The following is a 22665-nucleotide window of genomic DNA, read 5'->3' as shown; positions in this document are numbered from 1 at the left end:
GCTCGCGGTTCTGTCCGGCGGCGGCGGGCAAGCCGGCGCGCATGTGCCGGAAATCTGGGGCCCGGCGCGGCGCCTGCTGTCACGGGAAACCCCTGAATCATAGTTGATTTGGGGGCGCCAGTTGGCATCATGGGGGCGTTGGGGTAGTGTACGGAGCTAAGGTAATCAATGTAGGAGACCGGAATATGCTGATCACTTTTCACTCCAAGGTCGTGGCCGAAGTCCTGATGCTGACCGACCACGCGGGCGCCCTGTTGCAGGCGGCCGGCAAGCCGGTCGGCGACAAGATCCCCGAGCGCGGCGTCTTCACCGTGGAGCAGCTTGGACCGGCCATCAGCGGCATCGAACGCGCGATCGACGAGTACCAGCACGCCCACGAAAGCCCGGACGAGGACGACGAGGACAAGGCGCCCGTCGCCCCGATGGCGCGCGCGGTCGGTCTGAAGGAGCGTGCCTTCCCCCTGCTGGACATGATGCGCCAGTCGCAGGCCGCAGGCGCCGAGGTCACCTGGGAAGTCTCGCGGGGCTGGTAGGACTATGTCGCCGGACGGACAATCTGTCCGGCTTTTTTTGCCTACCCTGTTGGCCTGACGCCCTCTGACGGAGCTTTATTCCCATGCGCAGCGACATCACCATTGTTTTCGACTCCCGGCGTTCGCTGGACCTTTCCGCGAACGTCGAAACCTCCCCGCAACGCCAGGCCGATGCGCGCGACTGGTTTGACAGCGCCTGGGAAACCCTGGGCTGCGAACCGCTGCGGCCCAGCGGCAAGGTCCTGTTGCTGGACAAGGTGCTGGGCGTGGCCGACGCGCTGGGCTACGACACGCTGTCGTCTGACGAAAAGGAAGCCCGGGAGTTCGCCGAGCACCTGGCGTTGGCGCTGGAGCGTCCGCGCATCACCGTGGACCTGCCGGGCCTGACTGTCGGGTATTGAACGGCCGAACATTCCGCCACCCGTGAAAAACCCCGCCTGGGCGGGGTTTTTTGTGCGCTGCGTTTACGGCGGCACGATGTGTGCGCCGCGGCGTGCGAACGGATTCCTACCGGATCCCCGCCCGCATGAACGACTGCACGAATTGGCGCTGGAACAGCAGGAACGCGATCAGCAGCGGCGCGGCCGACATCAGCGTCGCGGCGGTGATCACCGACCAGTCGATGCCCTGATCCGTGGACGAGAACACCTGTAGACCCACCGTCAGCGGCCGGGATTCCACCGAGTTGGTGATGATCAGCGGCCACAGGAAGTTGTTCCAGTGGTGGCTTACCGACACCAGCCCGTAGGCCACGTAGATCGGCTTGGCCAGCGGCACGTACACCTTCCAGAGCACTTGCAGCGCGTTCGCGCCTTCCATGCGGGCCGCCTCTTCCAGTTCGCGCGGCACCGTCTTGAAGGTCTGGCGCAACAGGAAGATGCCGAAGGCCGAGGCGAAGTACGGCAGTCCGATCGCGAACACCGTGTCGCGTACGCCCAGGAGGCTCATCGACCGGTAGTTTTCCACCAGCAGCACGTCGGGCATGATCATCAGCTGCAACAGCACCAGCATGAACACGAAATCGCGGCCGCGGAATTCGAAACGCGCGAACGCATAGCCCGCCAGCGTCGACAGCACCAGCTGCGCGGCCAGCACCATCGTGACCAGCACGAACGTGTTCAGGAAGTAGCGCGGAAACGGCGCTGCATTCCAGGCACGGACGAAGTTATCCAGCGTCAGCGGCGCGAAGAGATCGAAGCGGGTGGCGTAGGCGGGCGGATGGAACGCCGCCCACATCGCGTAGGCCAGCGGCAAAATCCACAACAGGCCCAGCGCCCACGCGCCCAGGGTATCGAGCTTGTCTTTCATTGGTAGTGCGTCCTGCGGTCCAGCCAGCGGAACTTGATCAGCGCGGTCAGCGCCAGCACCACCAGCAACACGACGGTCAGGGTGGCGGCATAGGCCGTATCCCAGAAGCTGAATCCCACCTGGTAGATGTAATAGAGCAGCAAGGTGCTCGCGTTGTCCGGCCCGCCGCGCGTCATGACCACCACGTGGTCGACCAGCCGGAACGCGTTGATCAGCGCATTGATCAGCACGAAGAGCGTGGTGGGCATCAGCAGCGGCCACAGGATGCGGCGGAAATACTGCCAGCGCGAGGCGCCTTCCAGCATGGCCGCTTCACGCAGCGACGGCGACACCGTCTGCAGCGCGGCCAGATAGAAGATCATGAAAAAGCCGGCCTCTTTCCAGACGGTCACCAGCATCAGCGCGGGCAGCGCGGTCTCGCGGTTGCCCAGCCAGTTGGGACCCGGCGCGCCGAACCAGCCCATCACCTGCGCGATCAGCCCGTACTGCGGCGTGTAGAAGAACAGCCAGATGTTGGCGACTGCCACCATGGGCAGCACGGTCGGCGTGAAGTAAGCCATGCGCAGGAACCCGCGCCCGGTGAGGTTGCGGTTGACCCATAGCGCCATGATCAGCGCGATGCCGATCGAGGTGGGAATGGTGCCCAGCGCAAACCACAGGTTGTTCCACAGCGACTGCCAGAATACGGGGTCGTCGCGCATGACCGCGTAGTTGTCCAGCCCGACGAAGCGGGCCGGGCGCGCGCCCTTTGGGGTGGAGAAAAAGCTGTGCCAAAGCGTCGCCACCGCCGGGTAATGCGTGAAGGCGGCGAGCAGCACGATGGCTGGCAGCAGAAGCAGCCAGCCATAAAGCGCATTCAAAGAGCGGCTCATCGTGCGTGCGGTCGGTTTACTTGTAGGAACGCAGTATGCGATCGGACTCGCGCTGCGCGTCGGTCAGGGCCTGCTGCGGGGTCTTCGAGCCCGTCAGCGCCGCCTGCAGGGCGTCGTTCAGGGTCTTGGTGACGCGCTGGTTCTCATGCGTCGAGAATTCCGCCACGCTGACTTCCAGCTGGTCGCGCGCGACCGTGGCGGCCGGCACTTCCTGCGCGTACTTCTTCATCTTCTCGGTTTCCCACGCGGCCGGCGTCACGGCCACGTAGCCCGTGGCGATGCTCCAGTCGGCCGCGCGCTCGGGCGTGGTGGCCCACTGCGCGAACTTCAGCGCCGCCGCCTGCTGCTCCGGCGTGCCGCTCTTGAAGATGTAGAAGTTGCCGCCGCCCGTGGGGCTGCCGCCGCGCTTTTGCTGCGGCATCATCGCCACGCCGAACGGGAAGTCCGCGTTCTTGCGGATGTTGGTCAGGTTGCCGGTGGTGGTCCACACCATGGCCGCCTTCTTTTCCAGGAAGTCCTTGGGCGTGGTGCCCCAGTCGATCGTGCCGGTCGGCATGATCTTGTGCTTGGCCGACAGGTCACGCCAGAACTGCGCGGCTTCGACCACCGCCGGCTTGTCCAGGTAGACCTCGTTGCCGGCTTCGTTCATCAGGATCGCGCCGTTGGGCGTGGTCAACGCCTGGAACAGCCAGTACGCGAATGCGCCGCCCGACGGGATCTCGATGCCCCACTGCGTCGTGTTGCCCGAGGCGTCCTGCTTGGTCAGCTTCTTGCCGTACTCGACCAGCTCGGCCCAGGTCTTGGGCGGTTTTTCGGGATCCAGGCCGGCGGCCTTGAAGAGATCCTTGTTGTAGTACATGACGATGGTCGAACGCTGGAACGGCACGCCCCAGGTGTGGCCGCCGGTGCGGCTGTTCTGCATGAAGGCGTCATAGAAGCCGCCCAGCCACTTCTTGTCGGCGTCGGTCTTGGCCAGGCTGTCGATCGAAACGATGGCGTCCTCGTCGATCAGCGTGAACATGTCGGTGGACAGCAGCACCGCGAGCTGGGGCGGGGTGCCGCCCTTGAGCGCGGTCAGCGCCTTGGCGATGGAGTCCTGGTACGAACCGGCGTAGATCGGCTTGATCTTGATGTTGGGATTTTCCTTCTGGAAATCCGTCACCATGTCGTCGACGATCTTGGTGATCGGGCCGCCGACAGCAACCGGGTAGTAGAACTCGACCTCGACGGGCTTGTTCTGCGCCTGCACAGGCAGAGACAGGCAGGCGGCGGCCAGGCTGGCGGCCAGGGTCTTGAGTACGATGCGTCGCATGGGATGTTCCTTTCCTGTGTGTGGGCTATTTTTTCTAGCGCCCGTCGGTGTTGATGACCGCCGAATCGGCGGCGAAGAAATGCTGTTGCCCGTCCGGCCAGGACAGGCGCAGCGACTCACCTGCGCTTGCGCGCAGATGGCCGCCGACCCGGACGGCCACGCCGCCCGTGTCGCCGATGCGGCACACCACGATGGAGTCCGCGCCGAAGTACTCCACGCTTTCGACAGTGGCCGCGATGCCGTCGCCGTCGATTCGAATGTGTTCAGGCCGCACGCCCAGCTTCACGGCGCCGGCGGGCGCGTTCGCGATGGCGGGACCCTGCGTGCCGGCGATCACCGTGGCGCCTGCTTGCTGCGTCAGGTTGATCAAATTCATGGGCGGCGTGCCGATGAAGCGCGCCGCGAACTCGCTGGCCGGACGCGCATACAGGCCATCAGGCGTGTCGTGCTGTTCGATCTGGCCGCCCCGCAGCAGCACCACCTGGTCGGCCATGCTCATGGCTTCGGTCTGATCGTGCGTGACGTAGACCATGGTGATGCCCAGGCTTTGCTGCAATGCGCGGATCTCGCGGCGCATTTCGTGGCGCAGTTGGGCGTCCAGGTTGGAAAGGGGCTCGTCCATCAGGCAGACCGGCGCTTCGGAAATCACGGCGCGGCCCAGCGCCACGCGCTGCTGCTGGCCGCCGGACAGTTGCGACGGCTTGCGGTCCAGCAGATGCGACAGGCCCAGCAGATCGGCCACGCGCTTCAAGCGCCGGTCGAAGTCCTTTGCCGGTTCCTTGCGCACCTTCAGGCCGAACAGGATGTTCTCGCGAACCGACAGGTGCGGAAACAGCGCATACGACTGGAACACCATCGAGATGCGGCGCTTGGCCGGCGGCAGTTGCGTGACGTCGCGGTCGCCGATGCGGATGGTGCCCGACGTGGGCGTATCCAGGCCGGCGATCATGCGCAGCGTCGTCGACTTGCCGCAACCGGACGGACCCAGCAGAACGGTGAAGCTGCCGGCCGGAACCGTGAAGCTCACGCCTTGGATCGCCGCCGCGCCGGCGTACTGTTTGGTGAGGTTATCCAGAACGATGGATGACATGCTGTCTCGAAGATCTAATTGTTAGATCCGCATTGTTGCCTGTTATGAAAACCTTTTCATTGTGCAGCGCAAACATGACGGATATGTGGCAATGCGCGGGTTTCCCGCGCCGGTTTCAACCGAACGGATACGGGCCGGGGTAATCCCCAATAACGGCGTGATGCGTGACCAGGTTGCCGCCCTGCCACCAATGCAGCTGATAGCCGGGCGGTTCCATGATGTATTGCAGCGTCGGGCGCGGACCGAGTTCCAGCGCAAGCTGGTGCGCGGTGCCCGGACAGGTCGATGCGATCGTGCCGCCAAAGCGCTGGAAGATCGTGCGATGGAGGTGGCCGCACAGCACGCGTTCGACGTTGGGATAGCGCGCGACGATGCGTTCCAGTTCCGGTGCGCCGGCCAGCAGGCCGATGTCGTCCATGTGCTCGATGCCGGTCAGGAATGGCGGGTGGTGCATCAGGACCAGCGTGGGCCGGCCGGGCTGTTCGGCCAGGCGCTCTGCCAGCCAATCCAGGCGCGTCTGGCAGAGTTCGCCATGGCTCTTCATCGGCACCACGGTGTCCAGCGCCAGCAGGCGCAGCGGATAGGTCTCGATGGCGTACTGCACGAACTGACCGCCGTCCTGCAGATACGCGTGGGCGGGAAACGCGGCGCGCAACTGGGCGCGGTCGTCGTGGTTGCCGGGCAGCAGGAAGTACGGAATCTCAAGCGCTTGCAGGTGCTCGCGCAGCGTCTGGTATTCGATGGGCTTGCCCAGGTCCGTCAGGTCGCCGGTGATCAGCACGCAGTCGGGGCGCGGCGTCAGCGCATTCAGGGCGCGCACCGCGGGCGCCAGAAACGCGGCCGGATCGATGATGCCGTAGGCCTTGTCTCCCGGGGTGCGCATGTGGAGGTCGGTGATTTGTGCGATGAGCATGGCGATCTGGAAGTTGTCTGAATGGTGGGTAGCGGGCTTAGCGGCGTACGGATGCCGCAGTGCCGCCGACGACGATGCAATGCGGCAGGCGGTTCGATTGCGGTGGCTGACCATGAATCTGCGCCAGCAGGTTCGAGCACGCGGTCTGGCCGATGCCGTCGCTGGGTTGCGCGACGGTGGTCAGCGGTGGGGTCAGCAACGCGCCAAAGCGCATGCCGTCAAAGCCGCACACGGAAATGTCAGCGGGCACCGACAGCCCCAGTCCCACCAGGTCGGCGATGACGGCGGTGGCCAGCAGGTCGTTGGAACAGAAGAGCGCGGTGGGCGCCTGCTTGCCGCGCAGCGCGGCCTTCAAGGCATCCACGTCGCTGCCGGTGTGCGAGCTCATGGCGATGTGCTGGATCGCGTCCAGACCCAGCTTCTTGGCGCTGGCGCGCGCGCCCATCAGGCGTCGGCGCGCGCGGTCCGAGGCGGTCAGCGGGCCGGTCACCAGCGCGATGCGCTTGTGCCCCATCGCGGCCAGATGCGCCACCATGTCGCTTGCTGCGGCGCGATTGTCGACCGAAGCAAACGGATGATCATTGGATTCGTTGTAGACCAGCACGTAAGGAATGCCGCTGCGGTCCAGGTCGTCCAGCGTGGCGCTCTTGCTGACGTCGGCCACGGTCAGGATGAGTCCGTCGACCTGATGGTCGATCAGGCCCTGCACGGCCGCGGATTCCACGGCGGGGTCGTAGCCGGTGGCGGTCAGCATGACGCTGTAGCCCGACTCACGGGCGCGGCGTTCGGCGCCTTCGAAGCACTCGGCAAACACGGGATTGGACAGCGTCGGCAGGATCAGCCCGATGGTGCGCGTGCTGCCTGAACGCAGGCTGCGGCCCACGCGGTTCGGCCGAAAGCCCGCGCGCTTGGCAATGTTGCGGATGTGCGCCAGCGTGTCGGGATGCACGATCTCCGGCTGGTTGAACGCGCGCGACACCGTCGCCGGCGAAACTCCCGCCTTGCGAGCCACTTCGATGATGGAAAAGCGGGGCGACGGGCGCGTAGCCATTGATGGAATCGCTGCAAGTTTGCTGAAAACGATTTCACTTTACTTGAGGAATATGAACTTTGTATTGCACGGGTTTGCGCTATGCTGGTGCGAACGCAACAACACAAAGCCATGGCGCAGCGCGTTATTCGGCGGAAACCCCGTTCTTTCGGTGTTTTTCCCAATTGACGCAACACGCACAACGGCGGGGTCGGTGTGCTGGGCATGACGCTTGCTTTCACAGGCAGGCAGCCACGCCGGGCATACCCTCGGTCAAGGGGACCGGGTGCGCAGTATGTTTTTCCGCGCTCGTCGCGGCACCGGCAAAGAGGAAAGAATCATGTCTACTGCCTTGAACAGACTGGGCGCGGTTGAAGCCGCGCGCAAGCTGCAACGGCGTGAATTGACCGCAGTGCAATTGGTGCGCGCCTGCTTCGCGCGCATCGAACAGCGCGAGAACACCGTTCATGCCTGGACGGCCCTGCAGAAGCAGGTTGCGCTCGACCACGCCGAAACCCTCGACCGCGGCGCGCTGCGCGGTCCGCTGCACGGCCTGCCCATCGGCGTGAAAGACCTGTTCGATACCGCCGACCTGCCCACCCGCTACGGCTCTCCCATCTACGACCGCCATCATCCCGGACTGGACGCCGCCTCGGTGGCGCTGTGCCGTGGCGCGGGCGCCATCGTCATCGGCAAGACCGTCACCACCGAATTCGCCACCTACCAGGCCGGCCCCACGCGCAATCCGCGCAACGAGGCCTACACGCCCGGCGGCTCGTCCAGCGGCTCGGCCGCCGCGGTGGCCGACGACATGGTGCCCTTTGCGCTGGGCTCGCAGACCGCGGGTTCCATCATCCGGCCCGCGTCCTATTGCGGCGTGGTCGGCTTCAAGCCCACGTTCGGCGGGATCTCCCGCGCCGGCGTGAAAAGCCTGGCCGAATCGCTGGATACGGTTGGCGGATTCGCGCGCTCGGTGGAAGACGTGGCGCTGTTCTCGTCGGTATTGATGCGCGATCCGCGCATGCTGGATCTGTCCTATCACGACGCGCCGCGCGTGGGCATGTATCGCAGCCTGCAATGGCGCCATGCCCAGCCCGAAACCAAAGAGGCCTTCGCGCAGGCCGCGGCGATCCTCTCGCGCGCGGGCGCCAAGGTCGAAGAAGTGCCGCTGCCGCCGGAGCATTGCGTGCTGGTGCAGCTGCATTCGGACATCATGGCGTTCGAGGCCTCGCAGGCGCTGGCGTACGAACGCGTGGAACATGCGGCGCAGCTCAGTCCCAAGCTACAGGCCATCCTGGAATCCGGCGCGCAGATCAGCGCGGAGCAGCACATCAAGAACCTGGAACGCGCCGCCGAATCGCGCGCGCGGGTCGACACATGGTTCGACCAATACGACGTCCTGATTGCCCCCAGCGCCAGCGGCGAGGCGCCGTTTGCCGATTTGGGCACGGGCGATCCGCAGTTCTCGCGGGCCTGGACGCTGTTCGGGCTGCCTTGCCTGAACCTGCCATTCGCGACCGGCCCGCAGGGCCTGCCGGTGGGCTTGCAGCTCGTTGGCGCGCGATATGCGGACCACCGCCTGCTCGCCATCGGCGCATGGATCCATGCGCGCCTGCTGGCCGCGAATGCGCCGGATATCGGCGCGTCCGACATGTGGCCGCGCGGCTGATTGCAATCACCCCCAATGAAAAAGCCCGCCGGATAAGGCGGGCTTCATCTCGTGCCCCGTTGTCGGGGGCTTCAAGCCTGGTCGTGGATCACACGGCTTCGGCGGCTTCCTGTTCGGCGGTGACGGCGCCGGAATTGATGTGGCGGTTCACGGCGCTCAGCACGGCCTGGAACGAGGCCGTCACGATGTCGCGGTCGATGCCCACGCCAAAGCCCGTGGCGGATTCGCCGACGCGCAGTTCGACATAGGACGCGGCGCGCGTGCCGGTGCCGGTGCCGATGGCGTGCTCGTGGTAGTCCATGATGCGCACGGGCACATCCAGCGCGGCCACGAAGGCGGAGATCGCGCCGTCGCCCTTGCCGCTCACGATGCGGCGTTCGCCGTTGAATTCAAGTTCGGCTTCGATGCTGAAGTGCTGGCCTTCACCGGCCGACGGATCGCCGTCGATGCGATGGCGGATCAGCTTCCACGGCGCCTTCTGCTCGAGGTATTCGCGGTTGAAGATCGTGTGCACGTCGTCGGCGGTGACTTCGCGGCCCGTCTCGTCGGTGACGCGCTGGATGGCGCGGCTGAATTCGATCTGCAAGCGGCGCGGCAACACCAGCCCGTGTTCCTGCTCGAGCAGGTACGACACGCCGCCCTTGCCCGATTGGCTGTTCACGCGGATCACGGCGTCGTAGCTGCGGCCGAGATCGGCGGGGTCGATCGGCAAGTACGGCACTTCCCAGACGGCGTCGGCCTTTTGCAATGCAAAGCCCTTCTTGATCGCGTCCTGGTGCGAACCCGAGAACGCGGTGAAGACCAGGTCACCCGCGTACGGATGACGCGGATGGACCGGCAACTGGTTGCAGTATTCGGCGCAACGGCGCACTTCGTCGATGTCCGAGAAGTCCAGGCCGGGGTGCACGCCTTGCGTGTAGAGGTTGAGCGCCAACGTGACGAGGTCGACGTTGCCGGTGCGCTCGCCGCTGCCGAAGAGGCAGCCTTCGATGCGGTCGGCGCCGGCCATCACGGCAAACTCGGCGGCGGCCACGGCGGTGCCGCGGTCATTGTGCGGATGGACGCTGAGCACGATGCTGTCGCGGCGGGCCAGATTCTTGTGCATCCACTCGATCTGGTCGGCGTACAGGTTGGGCGTGGTCGCCTCGATGGTGGCGGGCAGGTTCAGCACCATCTTGTGGTCCGGCGTGGGTTGCCAGACATCGGCGACGGCGTTCGAGACTTCCAGCGCGAATTCGGGTTCGGTCGTGCTGAAGACTTCGGGCGAGTACTCGTAGCTCCACTTGGTTTCGGGACGCTGCGACGTGTACTGCTTGATGAGGCGCGTGCCGGTGGTGGCGATGTTCTTGATCTCGTCCTTGGACATGTTGAACACCACCTTGCGGAAGGCCGGTGCGCAAGCGTTGTACATGTGGACGATGGCCTGCTTGGCGCCCGCGGCGGCTTCCACGGTGCGGCTGATCAGGTCTTCGCGCGATTGGGTCAGCACGATGATGGTCACGTCATCGGGGATGCGCTTCTCGTCGATGAGCTTGCGCACGAAGTCGAAGTCGGTCTGCGACGCGGACGGGAAACCGACTTCGATTTCCTTGAAGCCGATCTTCACGAGCTGTTCGAAGAAGCGGACCTTGCGTTCCACGCTCATCGGCTCGATCAACGCCTGGTTGCCGTCGCGCAGGTCCGTGCTCATCCAGATCGGCGCCTTAGTGATGCGGCGGCTGGGCCAGGTGCGTTCGGAGAAATCGCGGGTAAAGGGCGCGAAGGGGACGTATTTGGTGGCGGGGTTGGCAAGCATCATCACTACACCTCGATCGGTTTCTTTTGAATCCCGGCGCGTTTTGCGCTCGTCGGCATCGCAACCGGATGACGGTCTTGTGCCAGGGTTTGCCGGGATGGCCGGCAGGATTCAGAGATAAAAAGGGGAAATCGCGTGTGGCAAACGTGGCTGCCGAGCTACCACGGGGACACTAGGCCCGGCAACCGATCGGTAGCAATAGCGATAGCGCGATGAAGGAGGATTGAACGCGCAGGCCGGCGACCGGAGCGGCGGAGCGTCCGGTGGCAATCGCGAGGGGGGTGCGGTAAGCGGCCATGGGGTGCTAGTCAAACATACTTTTTCGGGAAGCGCAAACGGAAAGAGCAAGGGACGGATCAGATCATGGTCTTTTCCGAAAGTTGACGAATGGGCCTTTGGAAACAGCAAGGCCGCCTTGCGGCGGCCTTTTGGCAGTCTGGATGCGGCCTAGCGGGCCGGGCCGATGCGGGGTTCGACATAGCGCGGTTCGCGCGGCGCGTCGCGGCGGACGTCGTCACGCCGGCCGTCGTCGCGCGGATCGCGGCCGGGGCGGTTGGCGCCCGCTTCCAGGATCCGGGCCTGCTCGGCCACCATGTCGATCTTGCCAATGCGGTTGTGGCGCAATTCCGACAGCGAGCGGCGCAGGTCGCCGACGGTGAAGGGTTCCTGCCGGTCGCCCCAGGTCCAGCGCAGCACGCCTAGCGATTCTTCAGACAGATTGGGCGCCAGTTCGGCCAGCGTATCCGTGCCGACCGGCGTCGCGGCGCCCGAGGCCAGACTGGCGTAGAACCAGGCGCGCACCGAAAAGAAGACGATCAGGGTCCAGATGCCGGCAACCACCCACCAGAGGTAGGGATTGATCCGCTGCGCCATGTCCTGGGTGGGCTGGCCTAGCGTGTGCAGGAAGTCGTAGTTCATGCGCTTGCCGAAATCGAGTATCCAGGAGGCAACCAGATACCAGACAACGATCGCGACAGCGATGACGATCGCGCGCAAAACGAGTCGGGGAAGCGCCAGTTTGAGCAGGGTCTGGCCGATCAGTCGGCAGTCCTGGCGAACGCTTGCGGGCGAAGTCAGATTCATCATGCAAAATATTGTACCTATGACCCGTCCAATTTTAGAACTGCGGCCTGGCCAGCACCTGACGCTGACCCCACAACTTCAGCAATCGATCCGGTTGTTGCAGCTGTCGACGCTCGACCTTGAAGCGGAAATCTCGCAAGTGCTGGCCGAAAATCCCCTGCTGGACCGGGAGGACGAGCCGTCGTCGGCCGAGGCGGAGTCGCGGGCAGAGTCCGAACGCGAGTCCTCGGTGCAGGACGACGAGCCGGCGGCGGAGCGCGAGACACCCATCGACGAGATGCCGGGTTCGGGCGGCGTGTACCCCGATGACGACGCCAGCCTGCCCGAGGCGGCGCGTCCGGACACCTTGCGCGAGCATCTGCTGGGCCAGCTTGCCTTGACCCGGGCGGCGCCGCGCGATGCCGCGCTGGCGTCCCTGCTGATCGACGAACTGGACGAAAACGGATACCTCGGATCGCCGCTGGACGAGATTCTTAGTTGGCTCCCGGCAGAAATGGAGCCAGACATGGACGAGCTGCGCGCGGCGCTGTCGCTGCTGCAGTCCTTCGATCCCGTGGGGATTGGCGCGCGCGACATGGCCGAGTGCCTGCACCTGCAGTTGCGCAATCCCGACCTCGGCCGGCTGCCCGAGGCGGCCGATCCCGCCGTGCTGGCCTGTGCGCGGCGGATCTGCGCCGAACACCTGCCGCTGCTGGCAACCGGCAACGCCGCGCGCGTATGCGCGGCGCTGGGTTGCGACGAACCCACGTTCCGCGCGGCGCATGCGTTGATCCTGCGCCTGGAGCCCCGCCCCGGACGGGCGTGGACCGTGCCGGCCGCCGAATATGCGGTGCCGGACGTCATCGTGCGCAAGACGCGGCGCGGCTGGCAGGCCACGCTGAACAGCGCCGCGGTGCCGCGCTTGCAGATCAACGGTCTGTACGCGCAGATGCTGGGCAACCAGAAGGAATCGGCGCACGCCGGGCTGCAGGCGCAATTGCAGCAGGCCAAATGGATGATCCGGAACGTGGAGCAGCGTTTCGACACCATCCTGCGCGTCTCGCAGGCCATCGTCGAACGCCAGACCGCATTCTTCAGCCAGGGCCCGGCGGCGATGCGCCCGCTGATCCTGAAAGACATCGCCGGCGAACTCGGTCTTCACGAATCGACCATTTCGCGCGCCACGACGCAGAAGTACATGCTCACTCCGTTCGGTACTCTGGAGCTCAAGCGCTTCTTCGGCACGGGCGTTTCGACCGAAGGCGGCGACGCCACGTCGGCGACGGCGGTGCAGACCTACATCCGCCAGATGGTGGCCGACGAGAATCGCGCCAAGCCGTTGTCGGACAGCCAAATCATGCAAAAACTGGCCGATCAGGGGATAGTGATCGCCCGACGGACGGTGGCAAAGTACCGCGAAGCGCTGCGGATCGCCCCGGCCGCGCTGCGCAAGGCGCAAGCCGCCGCGCGTTGAAATAAGGGACAAGCTTCGGCAAAATTGTCCCTATTTTCAATGGCTTGCGTGACACTTCGGTTGCAAAATTATTTGCGCACAGGGCTTGCCAGGGCCTAAATAATTTTCGATAATCATTCGCATGTACATTTGCGTATGTAATGCCATCACCGAACGCCAAGTCCGCGCCAGCGTGGACGCGGGCGCGACGACGCTTTCCGACCTGCAGTTCGAGCTGGGCGTGGCCACGTGCTGCGGCTGCTGCGCGGCAACCGCCGCCGAATACCTGCCGGGCGGCCGCTGCTCCAGCGTGTGCGACGTGCGCTCCATCGCAGTTCCGGTCAATGCTCCCGCCCTCGTCGAATCGGACACGCCGGCTGCCAACAGCAGCTTCCCGATTCCGCTGGTCGCCATCGCCTGAGCATTGGTGTCAATTCCGGCTCGCTGCCTTCATGCGGCGAGCCGCGACATTTCCTTCTCGCAAAATTCCCTGATATCCATCGCCAGTTGACGTGCCGCTTCGCGCGCGTTGCCGGCCACGCATAGCGCCAATTCGGACGGCGGGACGGCGGGCAGGCCCACGTCCAGGATCCGGTGCCCGTGCGCGATGCAGCGGCGTTCCAGCAGCGCGATTCCCAGCCCGCCCGCCAGCGCGGCCTGCACGCCCGACAGGTTCGGGCTTTCGTAGGCGATGCGCCAGCGGCGTCCGGCGGCCTCCAGCGCATGGATGGCGCGGTTGCGGTAGATGCAGCCCTGCGGAAACGCCACCAGCGGCACGGGCGCCTCCGGCGTCAGCGGCGCCTGCTCTGACGCGCTGCCGATCCAGTGCAGCCGCTCGGGCCACGCGGCCAGCGCCGTGCCCGCGCCGGGCTCGCGCTTGAGCAGCGCCACGTCCAGATCCCCCCGTTCCAGGCTGCGCGTCAGGACCGCCGTCAGGTCACAACGCACCGACAGCTGCACCGCCGGCCTCGTTCTGGCGAAGGCGGCGACGACGGCAGTCAGCGCGTCCACCGCAAAGTCGTCCGGAATGCCCAGGCGGATCACGTCCACGCGCTTGCGGCCGCTGACGGCCTCACGGACCTCAGTGGATAACGCCAGCATTCGGCGCGCGTAACCCAGAAGGCGCTCGCCTTCTTCGGTGAGCTGGACCTGCCGGCCTTCGCGCAGGAAGAGCGGGCATTCCAGCGTCTCTTCCAGCTTGCGGATCTGTTGGCTGACGGTGGACTGGCTGCGGTGCACGCGTTCGCCCGCGGCGGTGAAGCCGCCAGCGTCCACTACCGAGACAAAGCTGTGCAGGAGATCGAGATCGAGCATGACGGTGCCTTCCAGCATTCGAATTTCAAATACTTTCGATCCGAATAAAGAGTTTGTCAATGGATGGCCCGGCGCGCAGAATGCCTCCCATCCCGCCGCGCATGCGGTTGCAGATCTACGAAGCCGGATCAACCATGAAGGCCCTTTCGACCCCTGCCCCTGCCTTGCCCGCATCCGACAGCCCGGGCATCAGCCTCCTGCCGATCGCCGCGTTCTGCTTTCTATGGAGTTCGGCGTTTGCCGCAGCCAAGATCGCCGTGCGCGACTGTCCGCCGCTGACCCTGCTGACGATCCGGTTCCTGATCGCGGGCGCGTTGATGCTGGGCCTGGCGGCGGCCAGCGGTCGCTGGAAGCTGCCCTCGGGCCGCGACCTGGCCGCGCTGGTTCTGCTGGGGGCGCTCAACAACGCGCTGTACCTGGGCTTGAGCTGGTCGGGTATGACCACCGTGTCGTCCGCGTTCACCGCCGTGCTCATCAGCACCAACCCGCTGCTCATCGGCGTGCTGGCGGGTCCGTTGCTGGGTGAGCGGCTGAGCTGGCGCAAACTGCTGGGGCTGTGCCTGGGGTTGGCGGGCGTGGCGCTGGTGTTGCGATCGCGGTTGACCGGCATGCAGGAAGACCTGCACGGCACGCTGCTTGTGACCGGGGGCCTGATTGCGTTGGTGGCCGGCACCCTGCTCTACAAGATGCTCAAGCCCACCTCCGGTCTGTGGACGTCGACGGGCATCCAGTCGCTGGCAGGCGCCGCGGCATTGCTGCCGTTCGCCCTGGCCACGGAAAACCTCGGCGATGCGCGTCTGACGTCCAGCCTGATCTGGAGCATGGCCTACATGATCGTCGCGGTGTCGATGGGCGGTTATTACCTGTGGTTCATGATTCTGGGCCGCGCCAGCGCCACCTCGGCCAGCGCACTGCATTTTCTGATGCCGCCGCTGGGCCTGTTGTTCGGTTGGGTGGTGCTTCGTGAGCCCGTCTCGTGGCTGGACCTGCTGGGCATCGTGCCCATCGCATTCGGCATCTGGCTTGCGACGCGGCGCACCGCGTGAATTGAGGACGGTCAACGCGGCCTGATCCGGTTGCTGATATGCAACGAGCCGGCGTGACGCGTTGGCAGCGCAGATTGACGCGGCGCAGGGGCCGCCGCGCAACATATATGGGGACAATCGCGAAGCCATTTCAGCGCGCCCCGCGTCTGCAGCCCGCGCCGTTGCGTCGCCACGCATGCAAGGCCTCAGACACACATACTCATTCTCATTAGCTTGTCGCTTTCTTGTTGCGCTCCTAAAGCCGTTTACCAAATGCAGAGCAAGGCTAGGCGCGGCCCTGCGGCCAATGGTAGTCTGCATGGGTTGCGTACGCGCGGCATCGTGCGCTCCTTTGTCGCGATGCGCTCGCGTCGCGCCTGACTGCAAGGAGTCCATCATGAAAGGCGACAAAACCGTCATCCAGTTTCTCAACAAGCAACTGACCAACGAACTGACGGCCATCAACCAATATTTCCTGCATGCCCGCATGCTGAACCATTGGGGCTTCGACAAGCTGGGCAAGCACGAGTACGAAGAATCCATCGGCGAAATGAAGCATGCCGATCGTCTGATCGCCCGCATCTTCATGCTGGACGGCCTGCCCAATCTGCAAGACCTGCACAAGCTGCTGATCGGCGAAGACGTGCCGGAACTGCTGGCCTGTGATCTGAAGCTGGAAACGGCCGCTCAGGCGACCGTCAAGGAAGCCATTGCGTATTGCGAATCGGTGCGGGACTACGTGTCGCGCGATCTGTTCCAGGACATCCTGGACGACACCGAAGAGCACATCGACTATCTGGAAACCCAGATCGACCTGATCGACAAGGTCGGCATCCAGAACTACCTGCAAAGCCAGATGTCCGTGCCTGAATAAGGCTGCTGGCAGCAAAAGAAATGGCGCCCCGCGTGAACTGACCCCCAGAAGTTGGACGGTCAGCTAGAGCCGGAAGGCCTGAGCTCGGTATTGCACCGGGCTCAGGCCTTTTAGCTTGAGCTTGATGCGATCGTGATTGTAGTAACGGATGTACTGCCGGATGCCGGCCTGCAATTGCTCGACGCTCTCGAAGCGGTTCAGATGGAAGAACTCGGCCTTGAGCGTGCCGAAGAAGCTTTCCATGGCGGCGTTGTCCAGGCAGTTGCCCTTGCGTGACATGCTCTGCGTGATTGATCGATCCGCCAGCATCCGACGGTAGTTTGGCTGCTGGTATTGCCACCCTTGGTCGGAGTGCAGGACAGGCCTTTCTTCGGGCAGTAGCCGCGCCAGCGCCTTCTTCAACATGCCGCCCACCAGTTTGAACACCGGCCGGCGGTTGGTCTCGTAAGCGACGATCTCGCCGTTGTACAGGTCCATCACCGGCGACAGGTATAGCTTCTCGCCGCGCACGTTGAACTCGGTCACGTCGGTGACCCACTTCTCGTTGGGACGCGCCGCCTCGAAGTCGCGTGCCAACACGTTGGCCGCCACGTGGTGCGACTGGCCCCGGTAGGATCGGTACTTTTTGGCGCGCACGAGCGACTTCAGCCCCAGCGCCTGCATCAGTTTCTGCACCGTCTTGTGATTCACCTGTTCACCGGCCTGGCGCAAGACCGCCGTGATCCGGCGGTAGCCGTAGCGGCCTTTGTGGCGTGCGAAGACCGCGCCGATGCGCTGCTTGAGCTCGGCGTACGGATCCACGGCTCCCAACGCCTTCAGGTGGTAATAGAACGTGCTACGCGATAGCTTGGCTACGCGTAGCAGTAGTGCCAGCGGATGCTTGGGCCTTAATCCTTGAACCACTTGCGCTTTCCAACCAGCGCCCGGGTCTTCTCCGCTTCGATCAAGGCCTTCATTTTTTTTAGGTAGTCATTCTCCGCGCGCAGATAAGCCAGCTCTTGCTCGAGTTCTTCCTTGGTCATGTCCTTAGACACGGGTTCTGGGGGATATTTATGCGGCATGCTCGCTCCTCGACGCTTGCGCGCCAGCGCCTCTATACCCCCAGCATCATACTGGGCGCGCCATTTCGTGATGTGCCCTGTATGGCGAATCCCCAGCAACACCGCCGCCTGCGTGTCCGATAGACCTTCGCGTCGAATCTTGATCAGCACCGATTGTTTGAACGCCGCACTGTACGAGCCAGATTGCCTGCGCAACCCGTCAACGCCGTGCGCTCGAAAGCTCTCGACCCACCGCCGCACCATTGAGTGCGGCACATCGTGTTGGCGCGCCACCGACTTAAAGCCGTCTGTGCCCTGCAGGTATGCCTGCACCACCTTGATCTTGAACTGCTCTTCGTACTTCGCCATGCAAAAACCCCCGAAGGTTGGATTTCGTCCAACTTTCGGGGGTCAGTTCACGCGGGGCGCCATTTTTCTTGCCGTGAAACTGCGTGTGAAGTTGTCGAGGTGACGTCTTTATGGCAGACGTCTTACTGCGGACGGGCCGGGCATTCGGCCATCGTGCCCCAGGCGCGGTTCGGCGCGCAGTACTTGTTGCGCGCGTTCCAGGAACATGAGGGGCGTTCGAAGAAGCCTTGCGTAGCGCATTGGGCCAGTTCACGCCGCAGCGCGTCCTGCCAGCCTTGCGCGCCGGCTGCCGGCGCCGTGTTGGGCGGCGGCGGGGGCGCCTGCACCATCTGCGGCGTGCCGTAGCTGCCGCCAGCGGCTACGCCACCGTTGATGGCGGTTGACGTGCCGGGCACCAGCAGGTCCATCGTGCTGACGTCGGAATTGCCCGACGGCAGCGGCACCTGAGACGAGGCGGCGATTTCGCGGGCCTGTTCGGGGCTGATGCGTTCACGCGAGATCTGGACGGCGGGATCGCTGACAGTGTCGAACAGCGACACCGTGTTGACCTGCCATTCGCGATCGGACGGCTTGTCGGGCACGCCCAACGTGCCGTCGATGCGCGGCTGCGGCGGCTGCGCCACGTACGGACGGCCATTGGCGTCCAGCACGGGCTGCTGGGACGCGGCTGCGTCCTGCCCAGGAGCGGGCGCGGCCGCCGGCGCATGCGCCACCAGCCAGTCACCCAGTTGAATTCCGCCCCATGCCGACGCGCCGAGCGCGATAAGGAGCGTTGCGAATAAAAAACGCCAAGACATTGCTACCCTCAATCTGCCGTGCGGAACCCGAACGGGTCTACGCCTTGTCTCCGAAAACCTTGCCGCCGTGCTCCCGCATGGCGTGGAATTTCACATCGGGATACAGTTCCTCGGCGACGCGCAACTGCGCGGGAGAACCGATCAAAAACGCCGCAGCATCGACGACATCATAGGCGATATGGGCGGCATTGGCATCCATGAACTTGCGCAGCGCCTTGGGGTTTTCAGACGTAATCCAACGTGCCATTGTGTAGCGCGAAGGCAGCATCCGGGCATCCACGCCGTACTCCGTCTTCAGGCGGTGCGCGACCACTTCGAACTGCAGTTGGCCGACCGCGCCCAGCAGCAGCGAGCCGCCGGCGACCTCGGGACGGAACACCTGAATGGCCCCTTCCTCGCCCAATTGGGTGAGGCCGGTGCGCAATTGCTTCGTGCGCAGCGGGTCTTTCACTTCGACCGCCTGGAACAGTTCCGGCGCGAAGAACGGCAGGCCCGTGAACTGCAGCGTCTCGCCTTCGGTCAGCACGTCGCCCAGTTGCAGCACGCCGTGGTTCGGAATGCCGATGACGTCGCCCGCATAGGCTTCGTCCAGCAGTTCGCGGCGTTGCGACAGGAAGGACACCACGTTGTTGGGGCGCATTTCCTTGTTGGTGCGCGCGACCTTCAGGCGCATGCCGCGCTCAAAGCGGCCGGAGCTCACGCGCACGAAGGCGACGCGGTCGCGGTGGGCGGGGTCCATGTTGGCCTGCACTTTGAACACCACGCCGGTGAACTTGGGCTCTTCGGGCTTCACCTCGCGTTGCAGCGCCATGCGTGCGCCCGGGGGCGGCGCCTGATCGACCAGGGCGTCCAGCACTTCCTGCACGCCGAAGTTGTTGATGGCCGAACCAAAGAACACGGGCGTCTGCTTGCCGGCCAGGAACTGGTCGCGGTCGAAGGCGGGCGCCGCCTCGTTGATGAGCTCGATCTCGCCGCTGGCCTGGTCGAACGCCCCGCCGAAGCGCTTGGCGATCTCGGGATTGGTCAGGCCTTCGATGAAGTCGTCGTTGTCGGAACGGCGCTCCTGGCCGGGACGGAACACGCGCATGCGGTCGCGGCGGATGTCGAACACGCCGCCGAACGACTTGCCCATGCCCACCGGCCACGAGAACGGCACGGCGTCCATGCCCAGGTGGCCTTCGATTTCGGACAGCAGTTCCAGCGGCTCGCGCACTTCGCGGTCCATCTTGTTGATGAACGTGATGATTGGCGTGTTGCGCGCGCGGCAGACCTGCAGCAGGCGGATGGTCTGCGGCTCGACGCCGTTGGCCGCGTCGATCACCATCAGCGCGGCGTCCACCGCCGTCAGCACGCGATACGTGTCCTCGGAGAAGTCCTGGTGGCCCGGGGTGTCGAGCAGGTTGATGACGCAGTCGCGGTACTCCATCTGCATCACCGAGGACGCCACGGAAATGCCGCGCTGCTTTTCGATTTCCATCCAGTCGGACGAGGCATGGCGCGACGCCTTGCGCGCCTTGACGCTGCCGGCGATCTGAATGGCGCCTGCGAACAGCAGCAGTTTTTCCGTCAGCGTGGTCTTGCCCGCGTCAGGGTGGGAAATGATGGCGAACGTACGGCGCCGTGCGACTTCGTTGGAAATGCTCATGATCGGAGGATTCTACTTAACGCCGCTTTTCAGGCCGGTGCGGTCCGGTGTCATGCACGAAAACATGTGGGGCACGCGCCGTTGCCGGCCCGTGCCCCACGCTTTTAATTTCAGTTGTGGCGGCGGAAGGTTGCCAGGAACACGCCTGCCAGGATGAAGAGCGACCCGAAGGTGCGGTTCATCCAGCGGATGTGCTTGGCGTCGCGCAAGAGGCGCAATACGCGCGCCGCCAGCAGCGTGTACACGCCCATCGCCACCAGGTCGGTGAACGCCAGCGTGGCCGCCAAGGCCGCGTACTGCGGCGTCAGCGACAGCGCCGGATCCACGAACTGCGGCACCACGGCCAGCAGGAACACGGTGCCCTTGGGGTTCATGGTGTTGATCAGGAACCCGCGCAGGACCAGGTCACGAATGGACGCCTGACGCGGATCGCCGGCATCCACCGCGACCGGCGCGGCATCCGTGCGGATCTGGCGCACGCCCAGGTAGATCAGGTAGGCAACGCCCAGGTACTTGACCACGTTGAACGCCATTTCCGACGTCGCCAGCACGGCGCCCAACCCCACGGCGACCACGACGAACTGGAACAGGATGCCCAGGATCAGGCCTGCCGTGTTCCAGTAGCCGCGCGCAAAGCCGTATTTCAGGCCGGACGACATGGCCGAGATGGCGCCGGCGCCCGGTGAGAACGAAATGGCCCAGGAGGCCAGGAAGAACGTCAACCAGGTGGATAAGGGCATGATGGCGCGGGTCCGTGGATCGCAGTGTCGGGGTTGCGGGAGATATTACTTGCTCAGCAACGCGGCACGCGGCGCGCCGCTGGGGCGCCCTTGGCCGGCGCGTCCCTCGGCCGGGCGGCCCGAACCAGCATTGCCGGCCGGACGCGACGACCCTTCGGGACGGCGATTCTGTTGCGGACGGCCCTCATTGCGGCCGGCGTGAGCCGGACGGTCGGCGGGCTTGCCATCGCGCGAACCGCCGTTGCCACGGCCTTCGCCGGCGCGGGCCGGCGCGGGGGCTCGGCCGCCTGCCGCTGCGCGCGGCTGGCCTTGGGCGGGGCGCGAGGAGCGGCCCGAGCCGCCGTTGCCGCCGCGGCCGCCATTACGGGGACCGCCGCGCATGCTGCGCGAGTCTTCGTCGCGTTCCTGGCGTTCGAAGGCGGCTGCGCTGGTGGCGGGCGGCGTCCAGCCTTCCACGGGCTTGCGTTCGATCGTCTTCTTGATGAGGCGCTCGATGTCCTTGAGCAGCTTGATTTCGCTGTTGTCGACCAGCGAGACCGCGGCGCCGGTGGCGCCCGCGCGGCCCGTGCGGCCGATGCGGTGGACGTAGTCTTCCGGCACGTTGGGCAGCTCGAAGTTCACGACCTGCGGCAACTGGTCGATGTCCAGGCCTCGGGCGGCGATGTCGGTGGCGACCAGCACGGTCACGCTGCTGTCCTTGAAGCCGGCCAGCGCGCGCGTGCGGGCCGATTGGCTCTTGTTGCCGTGGATGGCGGCGGCGGTCAGGCCGTCCTTCACGAGCTTTTCGGCCAGGCGGTTGGCGCCGTGCTTGGTGCGCGTGAAGACCAGCACCTGGTGCCAGCCGCTTTCACGGATGATGTGGCTGATCAGGTCGCGCTTGTGGTGTTGCTCGACGATGTGCACCGTCTGCGTGACCAGCTCGGTGGCGGTGTTGCGCGGGGTGACCGAGACTTCGCCCGGATTGTTCAGCACGCCGCGCGCCAGGGTGCGGATCTCGTCGGAGAACGTGGCCGAGAACAGCAGGTTCTGACGTTGCTTGGGCAGCAGCGCGAGAATCTTGCGGATGTCGCGGATGAAGCCCATGTCCAGCATGCGGTCGGCTTCGTCCAGCACCAGGATTTCGACGCCCGACAGGTCGACCGTCTTCTGGCCGCAATGGTCCAGCAGGCGGCCGGGGGTGGCGACCAGGATGTCCAGCGGCTTGCGCAGCGCGGAGATCTGGGGGTTAATGTTGACGCCGCCGAACATCACCATGGACGTCAGCGAGGTGTACTTGCCATAGGTTTGCACCGATTCGGCGACCTGCGCGGTCAGTTCACGCGTCGGGGTCAGGATCAGGCAACGGGGGCGGCCGGGCTTGCGGGCCTCGGGCTTTTTCTGCGACAGCAGGTGCAGGATCGGCAGCGTGAAACCGGCGGTCTTGCCGGTGCCGGTCTGGGCGGCTGCAAGCAGGTCGCCGCCTTTCAGCACTTGGGGAATGGCCTGGGCTTGAATGGGCGTGGGCGCGGTGTAGCCGGTGTCGGCAATGGCGCGCAACAGCGAATCAGCCAGCCCGAGGTCGGCGAAAGGGGAAGTGGTAGTCAAAACAGCTCCAGCGGCAGCCTGTCGCTCTATTTGAGAGACTCCAATCCAGGCGGTCGAATAAGGAGAAAAGGGGAAGCGCCCATCAGGGCGAAGCTTGGCGGCGAAGGGCCGAGCGGACGTGCGCAGATTGGCTTGGCGCACGGAACGGATTGTAGCTGATGTGGCGGCGCAGCAAGCGCTCAAAAGGTCTCTATAGAATCATTAAGCAATATTTTGAATTAAATTAGAACAAAATAAGTG

Annotated in this window: 21 protein-coding genes; 7 read left to right on the top strand and 14 right to left on the bottom strand. The window is 64.8% G+C overall.

What is annotated here, in order from left to right:
* Positions 1 to 185 precede the first annotated feature (185 nt).
* Both KW836_RS02870 and KW836_RS02865 read left to right on the top strand, forming a co-directional pair.
* Positions 186 to 533 carry a DUF1840 domain-containing protein gene (locus KW836_RS02870; RefSeq protein ID WP_175123949.1) on the top strand — a complete coding sequence of 116 codons (348 nt, stop codon included), beginning with the start codon at positions 186 to 188 and terminating at the stop codon, positions 531 to 533.
* An 83-nt stretch (positions 534 to 616) separates the two neighbouring features.
* A complete protein-coding gene (locus tag KW836_RS02865; RefSeq protein WP_175137033.1) occupies positions 617 to 934 on the top strand; it encodes a hypothetical protein in 318 nt (105 codons plus the stop codon).
* 106 nt (positions 935 to 1040) lie between these two features.
* Here the strand turns inward: KW836_RS02865 and KW836_RS02860 are convergent, their stop codons facing one another.
* The 6 genes from KW836_RS02860 to KW836_RS02835 all read right to left on the bottom strand — a co-directional run bounded on the left by KW836_RS02860 (position 1041) and on the right by KW836_RS02835 (position 7079).
* Entirely contained in the window at positions 1041 to 1841 is an 801-nt protein-coding gene (locus KW836_RS02860; RefSeq protein WP_076518055.1) for a carbohydrate ABC transporter permease, read from the bottom strand.
* Entirely contained in the window at positions 1838 to 2713 is an 876-nt protein-coding gene (locus tag KW836_RS02855) for a carbohydrate ABC transporter permease (protein WP_175137034.1), read from the bottom strand. Before KW836_RS02855 ends, KW836_RS02860 begins: the two co-directional genes overlap by 4 nt.
* Positions 2714 to 2729: 16 nt before the next feature.
* Entirely contained in the window at positions 2730 to 4025 is a 1296-nt protein-coding gene (locus KW836_RS02850; RefSeq protein WP_175137035.1) for an ABC transporter substrate-binding protein, read from the bottom strand.
* A 34-nt stretch (positions 4026 to 4059) separates the two neighbouring features.
* A complete protein-coding gene (locus tag KW836_RS02845; protein ID WP_218342394.1) occupies positions 4060 to 5115 on the bottom strand; it encodes an ABC transporter ATP-binding protein in 1056 nt (351 codons plus the stop codon).
* 115 nt (positions 5116 to 5230) lie between these two features.
* The gene (locus KW836_RS02840; RefSeq protein ID WP_218342393.1) at positions 5231 to 6028 is read right to left on the bottom strand and encodes a phosphodiesterase; all 798 of its coding nucleotides are present in this window, start codon (positions 6026 to 6028) and stop codon (positions 5231 to 5233) included.
* Positions 6029 to 6065: 37 nt separating this feature from the next.
* Complete coding sequence (locus KW836_RS02835; protein WP_105236891.1) at positions 6066 to 7079, bottom strand: LacI family DNA-binding transcriptional regulator; 1014 nt, start codon at positions 7077 to 7079, stop codon at positions 6066 to 6068.
* Between the two features lie 319 nt (positions 7080 to 7398).
* Here KW836_RS02835 and KW836_RS02830 point away from each other — a divergent pair, with 319 nt between their 5' ends.
* Complete coding sequence (locus KW836_RS02830; protein WP_218342392.1) at positions 7399 to 8727, top strand: amidase; 1329 nt, start codon at positions 7399 to 7401, stop codon at positions 8725 to 8727.
* An 88-nt stretch (positions 8728 to 8815) separates the two neighbouring features.
* On the opposite strand, the gene leuA is transcribed toward KW836_RS02830, so the two are convergent.
* Positions 8816 to 10525 (bottom strand): 2-isopropylmalate synthase, encoded by a 1710-nt coding sequence (gene leuA, locus KW836_RS02825; protein WP_218342391.1) that lies wholly within the window; start codon positions 10523 to 10525, stop codon positions 8816 to 8818.
* Positions 10526 to 10969: 444 nt separating this feature from the next.
* Complete coding sequence (locus tag KW836_RS02820; RefSeq protein ID WP_175123941.1) at positions 10970 to 11608, bottom strand: hypothetical protein; 639 nt, start codon at positions 11606 to 11608, stop codon at positions 10970 to 10972.
* On the opposite strand from KW836_RS02820, the gene rpoN reads away from it, so the two are divergent.
* Together rpoN and KW836_RS02810 are read left to right on the top strand one after the other, a co-directional pair.
* A complete protein-coding gene (rpoN, locus tag KW836_RS02815) occupies positions 11607 to 13058 on the top strand; it encodes an RNA polymerase factor sigma-54 (RefSeq protein ID WP_218342390.1) in 1452 nt (483 codons plus the stop codon). The genes KW836_RS02820 and rpoN overlap by 2 nt on opposite strands.
* 121 nt (positions 13059 to 13179) lie before the next feature.
* Positions 13180 to 13458, top strand: a complete 279-nt coding sequence (locus tag KW836_RS02810; RefSeq protein ID WP_056327752.1) for a bacterioferritin-associated ferredoxin — start codon at positions 13180 to 13182, stop codon at positions 13456 to 13458.
* Positions 13459 to 13487: 29 nt separating this feature from the next.
* Here KW836_RS02810 and KW836_RS02805 read toward each other — a convergent pair whose 3' ends face one another.
* Complete coding sequence (locus KW836_RS02805; RefSeq protein ID WP_218343248.1) at positions 13488 to 14351, bottom strand: LysR substrate-binding domain-containing protein; 864 nt, start codon at positions 14349 to 14351, stop codon at positions 13488 to 13490.
* 134 nt (positions 14352 to 14485) lie between these two features.
* On the opposite strand from KW836_RS02805, the gene KW836_RS02800 reads away from it, so the two are divergent.
* Positions 14486 to 15397, top strand: a complete 912-nt coding sequence (locus tag KW836_RS02800) for a DMT family transporter (protein ID WP_175123939.1) — start codon at positions 14486 to 14488, stop codon at positions 15395 to 15397.
* A gap of 376 nt (positions 15398 to 15773) precedes the next feature.
* Positions 15774 to 16250 carry a bacterioferritin gene (gene bfr / locus KW836_RS02795; RefSeq protein WP_056327755.1) on the top strand — a complete coding sequence of 159 codons (477 nt, stop codon included), beginning with the start codon at positions 15774 to 15776 and terminating at the stop codon, positions 16248 to 16250.
* Positions 16251 to 16313: 63 nt separating this feature from the next.
* Here the strand turns inward: bfr and KW836_RS02790 are convergent.
* The 5 genes from KW836_RS02790 to KW836_RS02770 all read right to left on the bottom strand — a co-directional run bounded on the left by KW836_RS02790 (position 16314) and on the right by KW836_RS02770 (position 22425).
* A protein-coding gene (locus tag KW836_RS02790; RefSeq protein WP_370632974.1) for an IS3 family transposase occupies positions 16314 to 17659 on the bottom strand; the annotation gives its coding sequence in 2 pieces (ribosomal slippage) (positions 16314 to 17192 and positions 17195 to 17659; 1344 coding nt in all).
* Between the two features lie 122 nt (positions 17660 to 17781).
* Entirely contained in the window at positions 17782 to 18456 is a 675-nt protein-coding gene (locus KW836_RS02785; protein ID WP_056565702.1) for a hypothetical protein, read from the bottom strand.
* 37 nt (positions 18457 to 18493) lie between these two features.
* A complete protein-coding gene (locus KW836_RS02780; RefSeq protein ID WP_056565700.1) occupies positions 18494 to 20101 on the bottom strand; it encodes a peptide chain release factor 3 in 1608 nt (535 codons plus the stop codon).
* A 110-nt stretch (positions 20102 to 20211) separates the two neighbouring features.
* Positions 20212 to 20841 (bottom strand): LysE family translocator, encoded by a 630-nt coding sequence (locus KW836_RS02775; RefSeq protein WP_175123938.1) that lies wholly within the window; start codon positions 20839 to 20841, stop codon positions 20212 to 20214.
* Between the two features lie 45 nt (positions 20842 to 20886).
* Entirely contained in the window at positions 20887 to 22425 is a 1539-nt protein-coding gene (locus KW836_RS02770; protein ID WP_191576253.1) for a DEAD/DEAH box helicase, read from the bottom strand.
* Positions 22426 to 22665: the final 240 nt, after the last annotated feature.

It is taken from the genome of Achromobacter sp. ACM05, assembly GCF_019218915.1.
Lineage (GTDB): Bacteria > Pseudomonadota > Gammaproteobacteria > Burkholderiales > Burkholderiaceae_B > Achromobacter > Achromobacter animicus.
Note: the sequence above shows the minus strand (reverse complement) of the source record. Positions and strands in the feature narration are given on the sequence as shown.

Bases quoted from the DNA above. Each gene is read 5' to 3' on its own strand.
- KW836_RS02870 (WP_175123949.1), top strand. From the start codon at position 186: ATGCTGATCACTTTTCACTCCAAGGTCGTGGCCGAAGTCCTGATGCTG.
- KW836_RS02865 (WP_175137033.1), top strand. From the start codon at position 617: ATGCGCAGCGACATCACCATTGTTTTCGACTCCCGGCGTTCGCTGGAC.
- KW836_RS02860 (WP_076518055.1), bottom strand. From the start codon at position 1,841: ATGAAAGACAAGCTCGATACCCTGGGCGCGTGGGCGCTGGGCCTGTTG.
- KW836_RS02855 (WP_175137034.1), bottom strand. From the start codon at position 2,713: ATGAGCCGCTCTTTGAATGCGCTTTATGGCTGGCTGCTTCTGCTGCCA.
- KW836_RS02850 (WP_175137035.1), bottom strand. From the start codon at position 4,025: ATGCGACGCATCGTACTCAAGACCCTGGCCGCCAGCCTGGCCGCCGCC.
- KW836_RS02845 (WP_218342394.1), bottom strand. From the start codon at position 5,115: ATGTCATCCATCGTTCTGGATAACCTCACCAAACAGTACGCCGGCGCG.
- KW836_RS02840 (WP_218342393.1), bottom strand. From the start codon at position 6,028: ATGCTCATCGCACAAATCACCGACCTCCACATGCGCACCCCGGGAGAC.
- KW836_RS02835 (WP_105236891.1), bottom strand. From the start codon at position 7,079: ATGGCTACGCGCCCGTCGCCCCGCTTTTCCATCATCGAAGTGGCTCGC.
- KW836_RS02830 (WP_218342392.1), top strand. From the start codon at position 7,399: ATGTCTACTGCCTTGAACAGACTGGGCGCGGTTGAAGCCGCGCGCAAG.
- leuA (WP_218342391.1), bottom strand. From the start codon at position 10,525: ATGATGCTTGCCAACCCCGCCACCAAATACGTCCCCTTCGCGCCCTTT.
- rpoN (WP_218342390.1), top strand. From the start codon at position 11,607: ATGCAAAATATTGTACCTATGACCCGTCCAATTTTAGAACTGCGGCCT.
- KW836_RS02820 (WP_175123941.1), bottom strand. From the start codon at position 11,608: ATGATGAATCTGACTTCGCCCGCAAGCGTTCGCCAGGACTGCCGACTG.
- KW836_RS02810 (WP_056327752.1), top strand. From the start codon at position 13,180: ATGTACATTTGCGTATGTAATGCCATCACCGAACGCCAAGTCCGCGCC.
- KW836_RS02805 (WP_218343248.1), bottom strand. From the start codon at position 14,351: ATGCTCGATCTCGATCTCCTGCACAGCTTTGTCTCGGTAGTGGACGCT.
- KW836_RS02800 (WP_175123939.1), top strand. From the start codon at position 14,486: ATGAAGGCCCTTTCGACCCCTGCCCCTGCCTTGCCCGCATCCGACAGC.
- bfr (WP_056327755.1), top strand. From the start codon at position 15,774: ATGAAAGGCGACAAAACCGTCATCCAGTTTCTCAACAAGCAACTGACC.
- KW836_RS02785 (WP_056565702.1), bottom strand. From the start codon at position 18,456: ATGTCTTGGCGTTTTTTATTCGCAACGCTCCTTATCGCGCTCGGCGCG.
- KW836_RS02780 (WP_056565700.1), bottom strand. From the start codon at position 20,101: ATGAGCATTTCCAACGAAGTCGCACGGCGCCGTACGTTCGCCATCATT.
- KW836_RS02775 (WP_175123938.1), bottom strand. From the start codon at position 20,841: ATGCCCTTATCCACCTGGTTGACGTTCTTCCTGGCCTCCTGGGCCATT.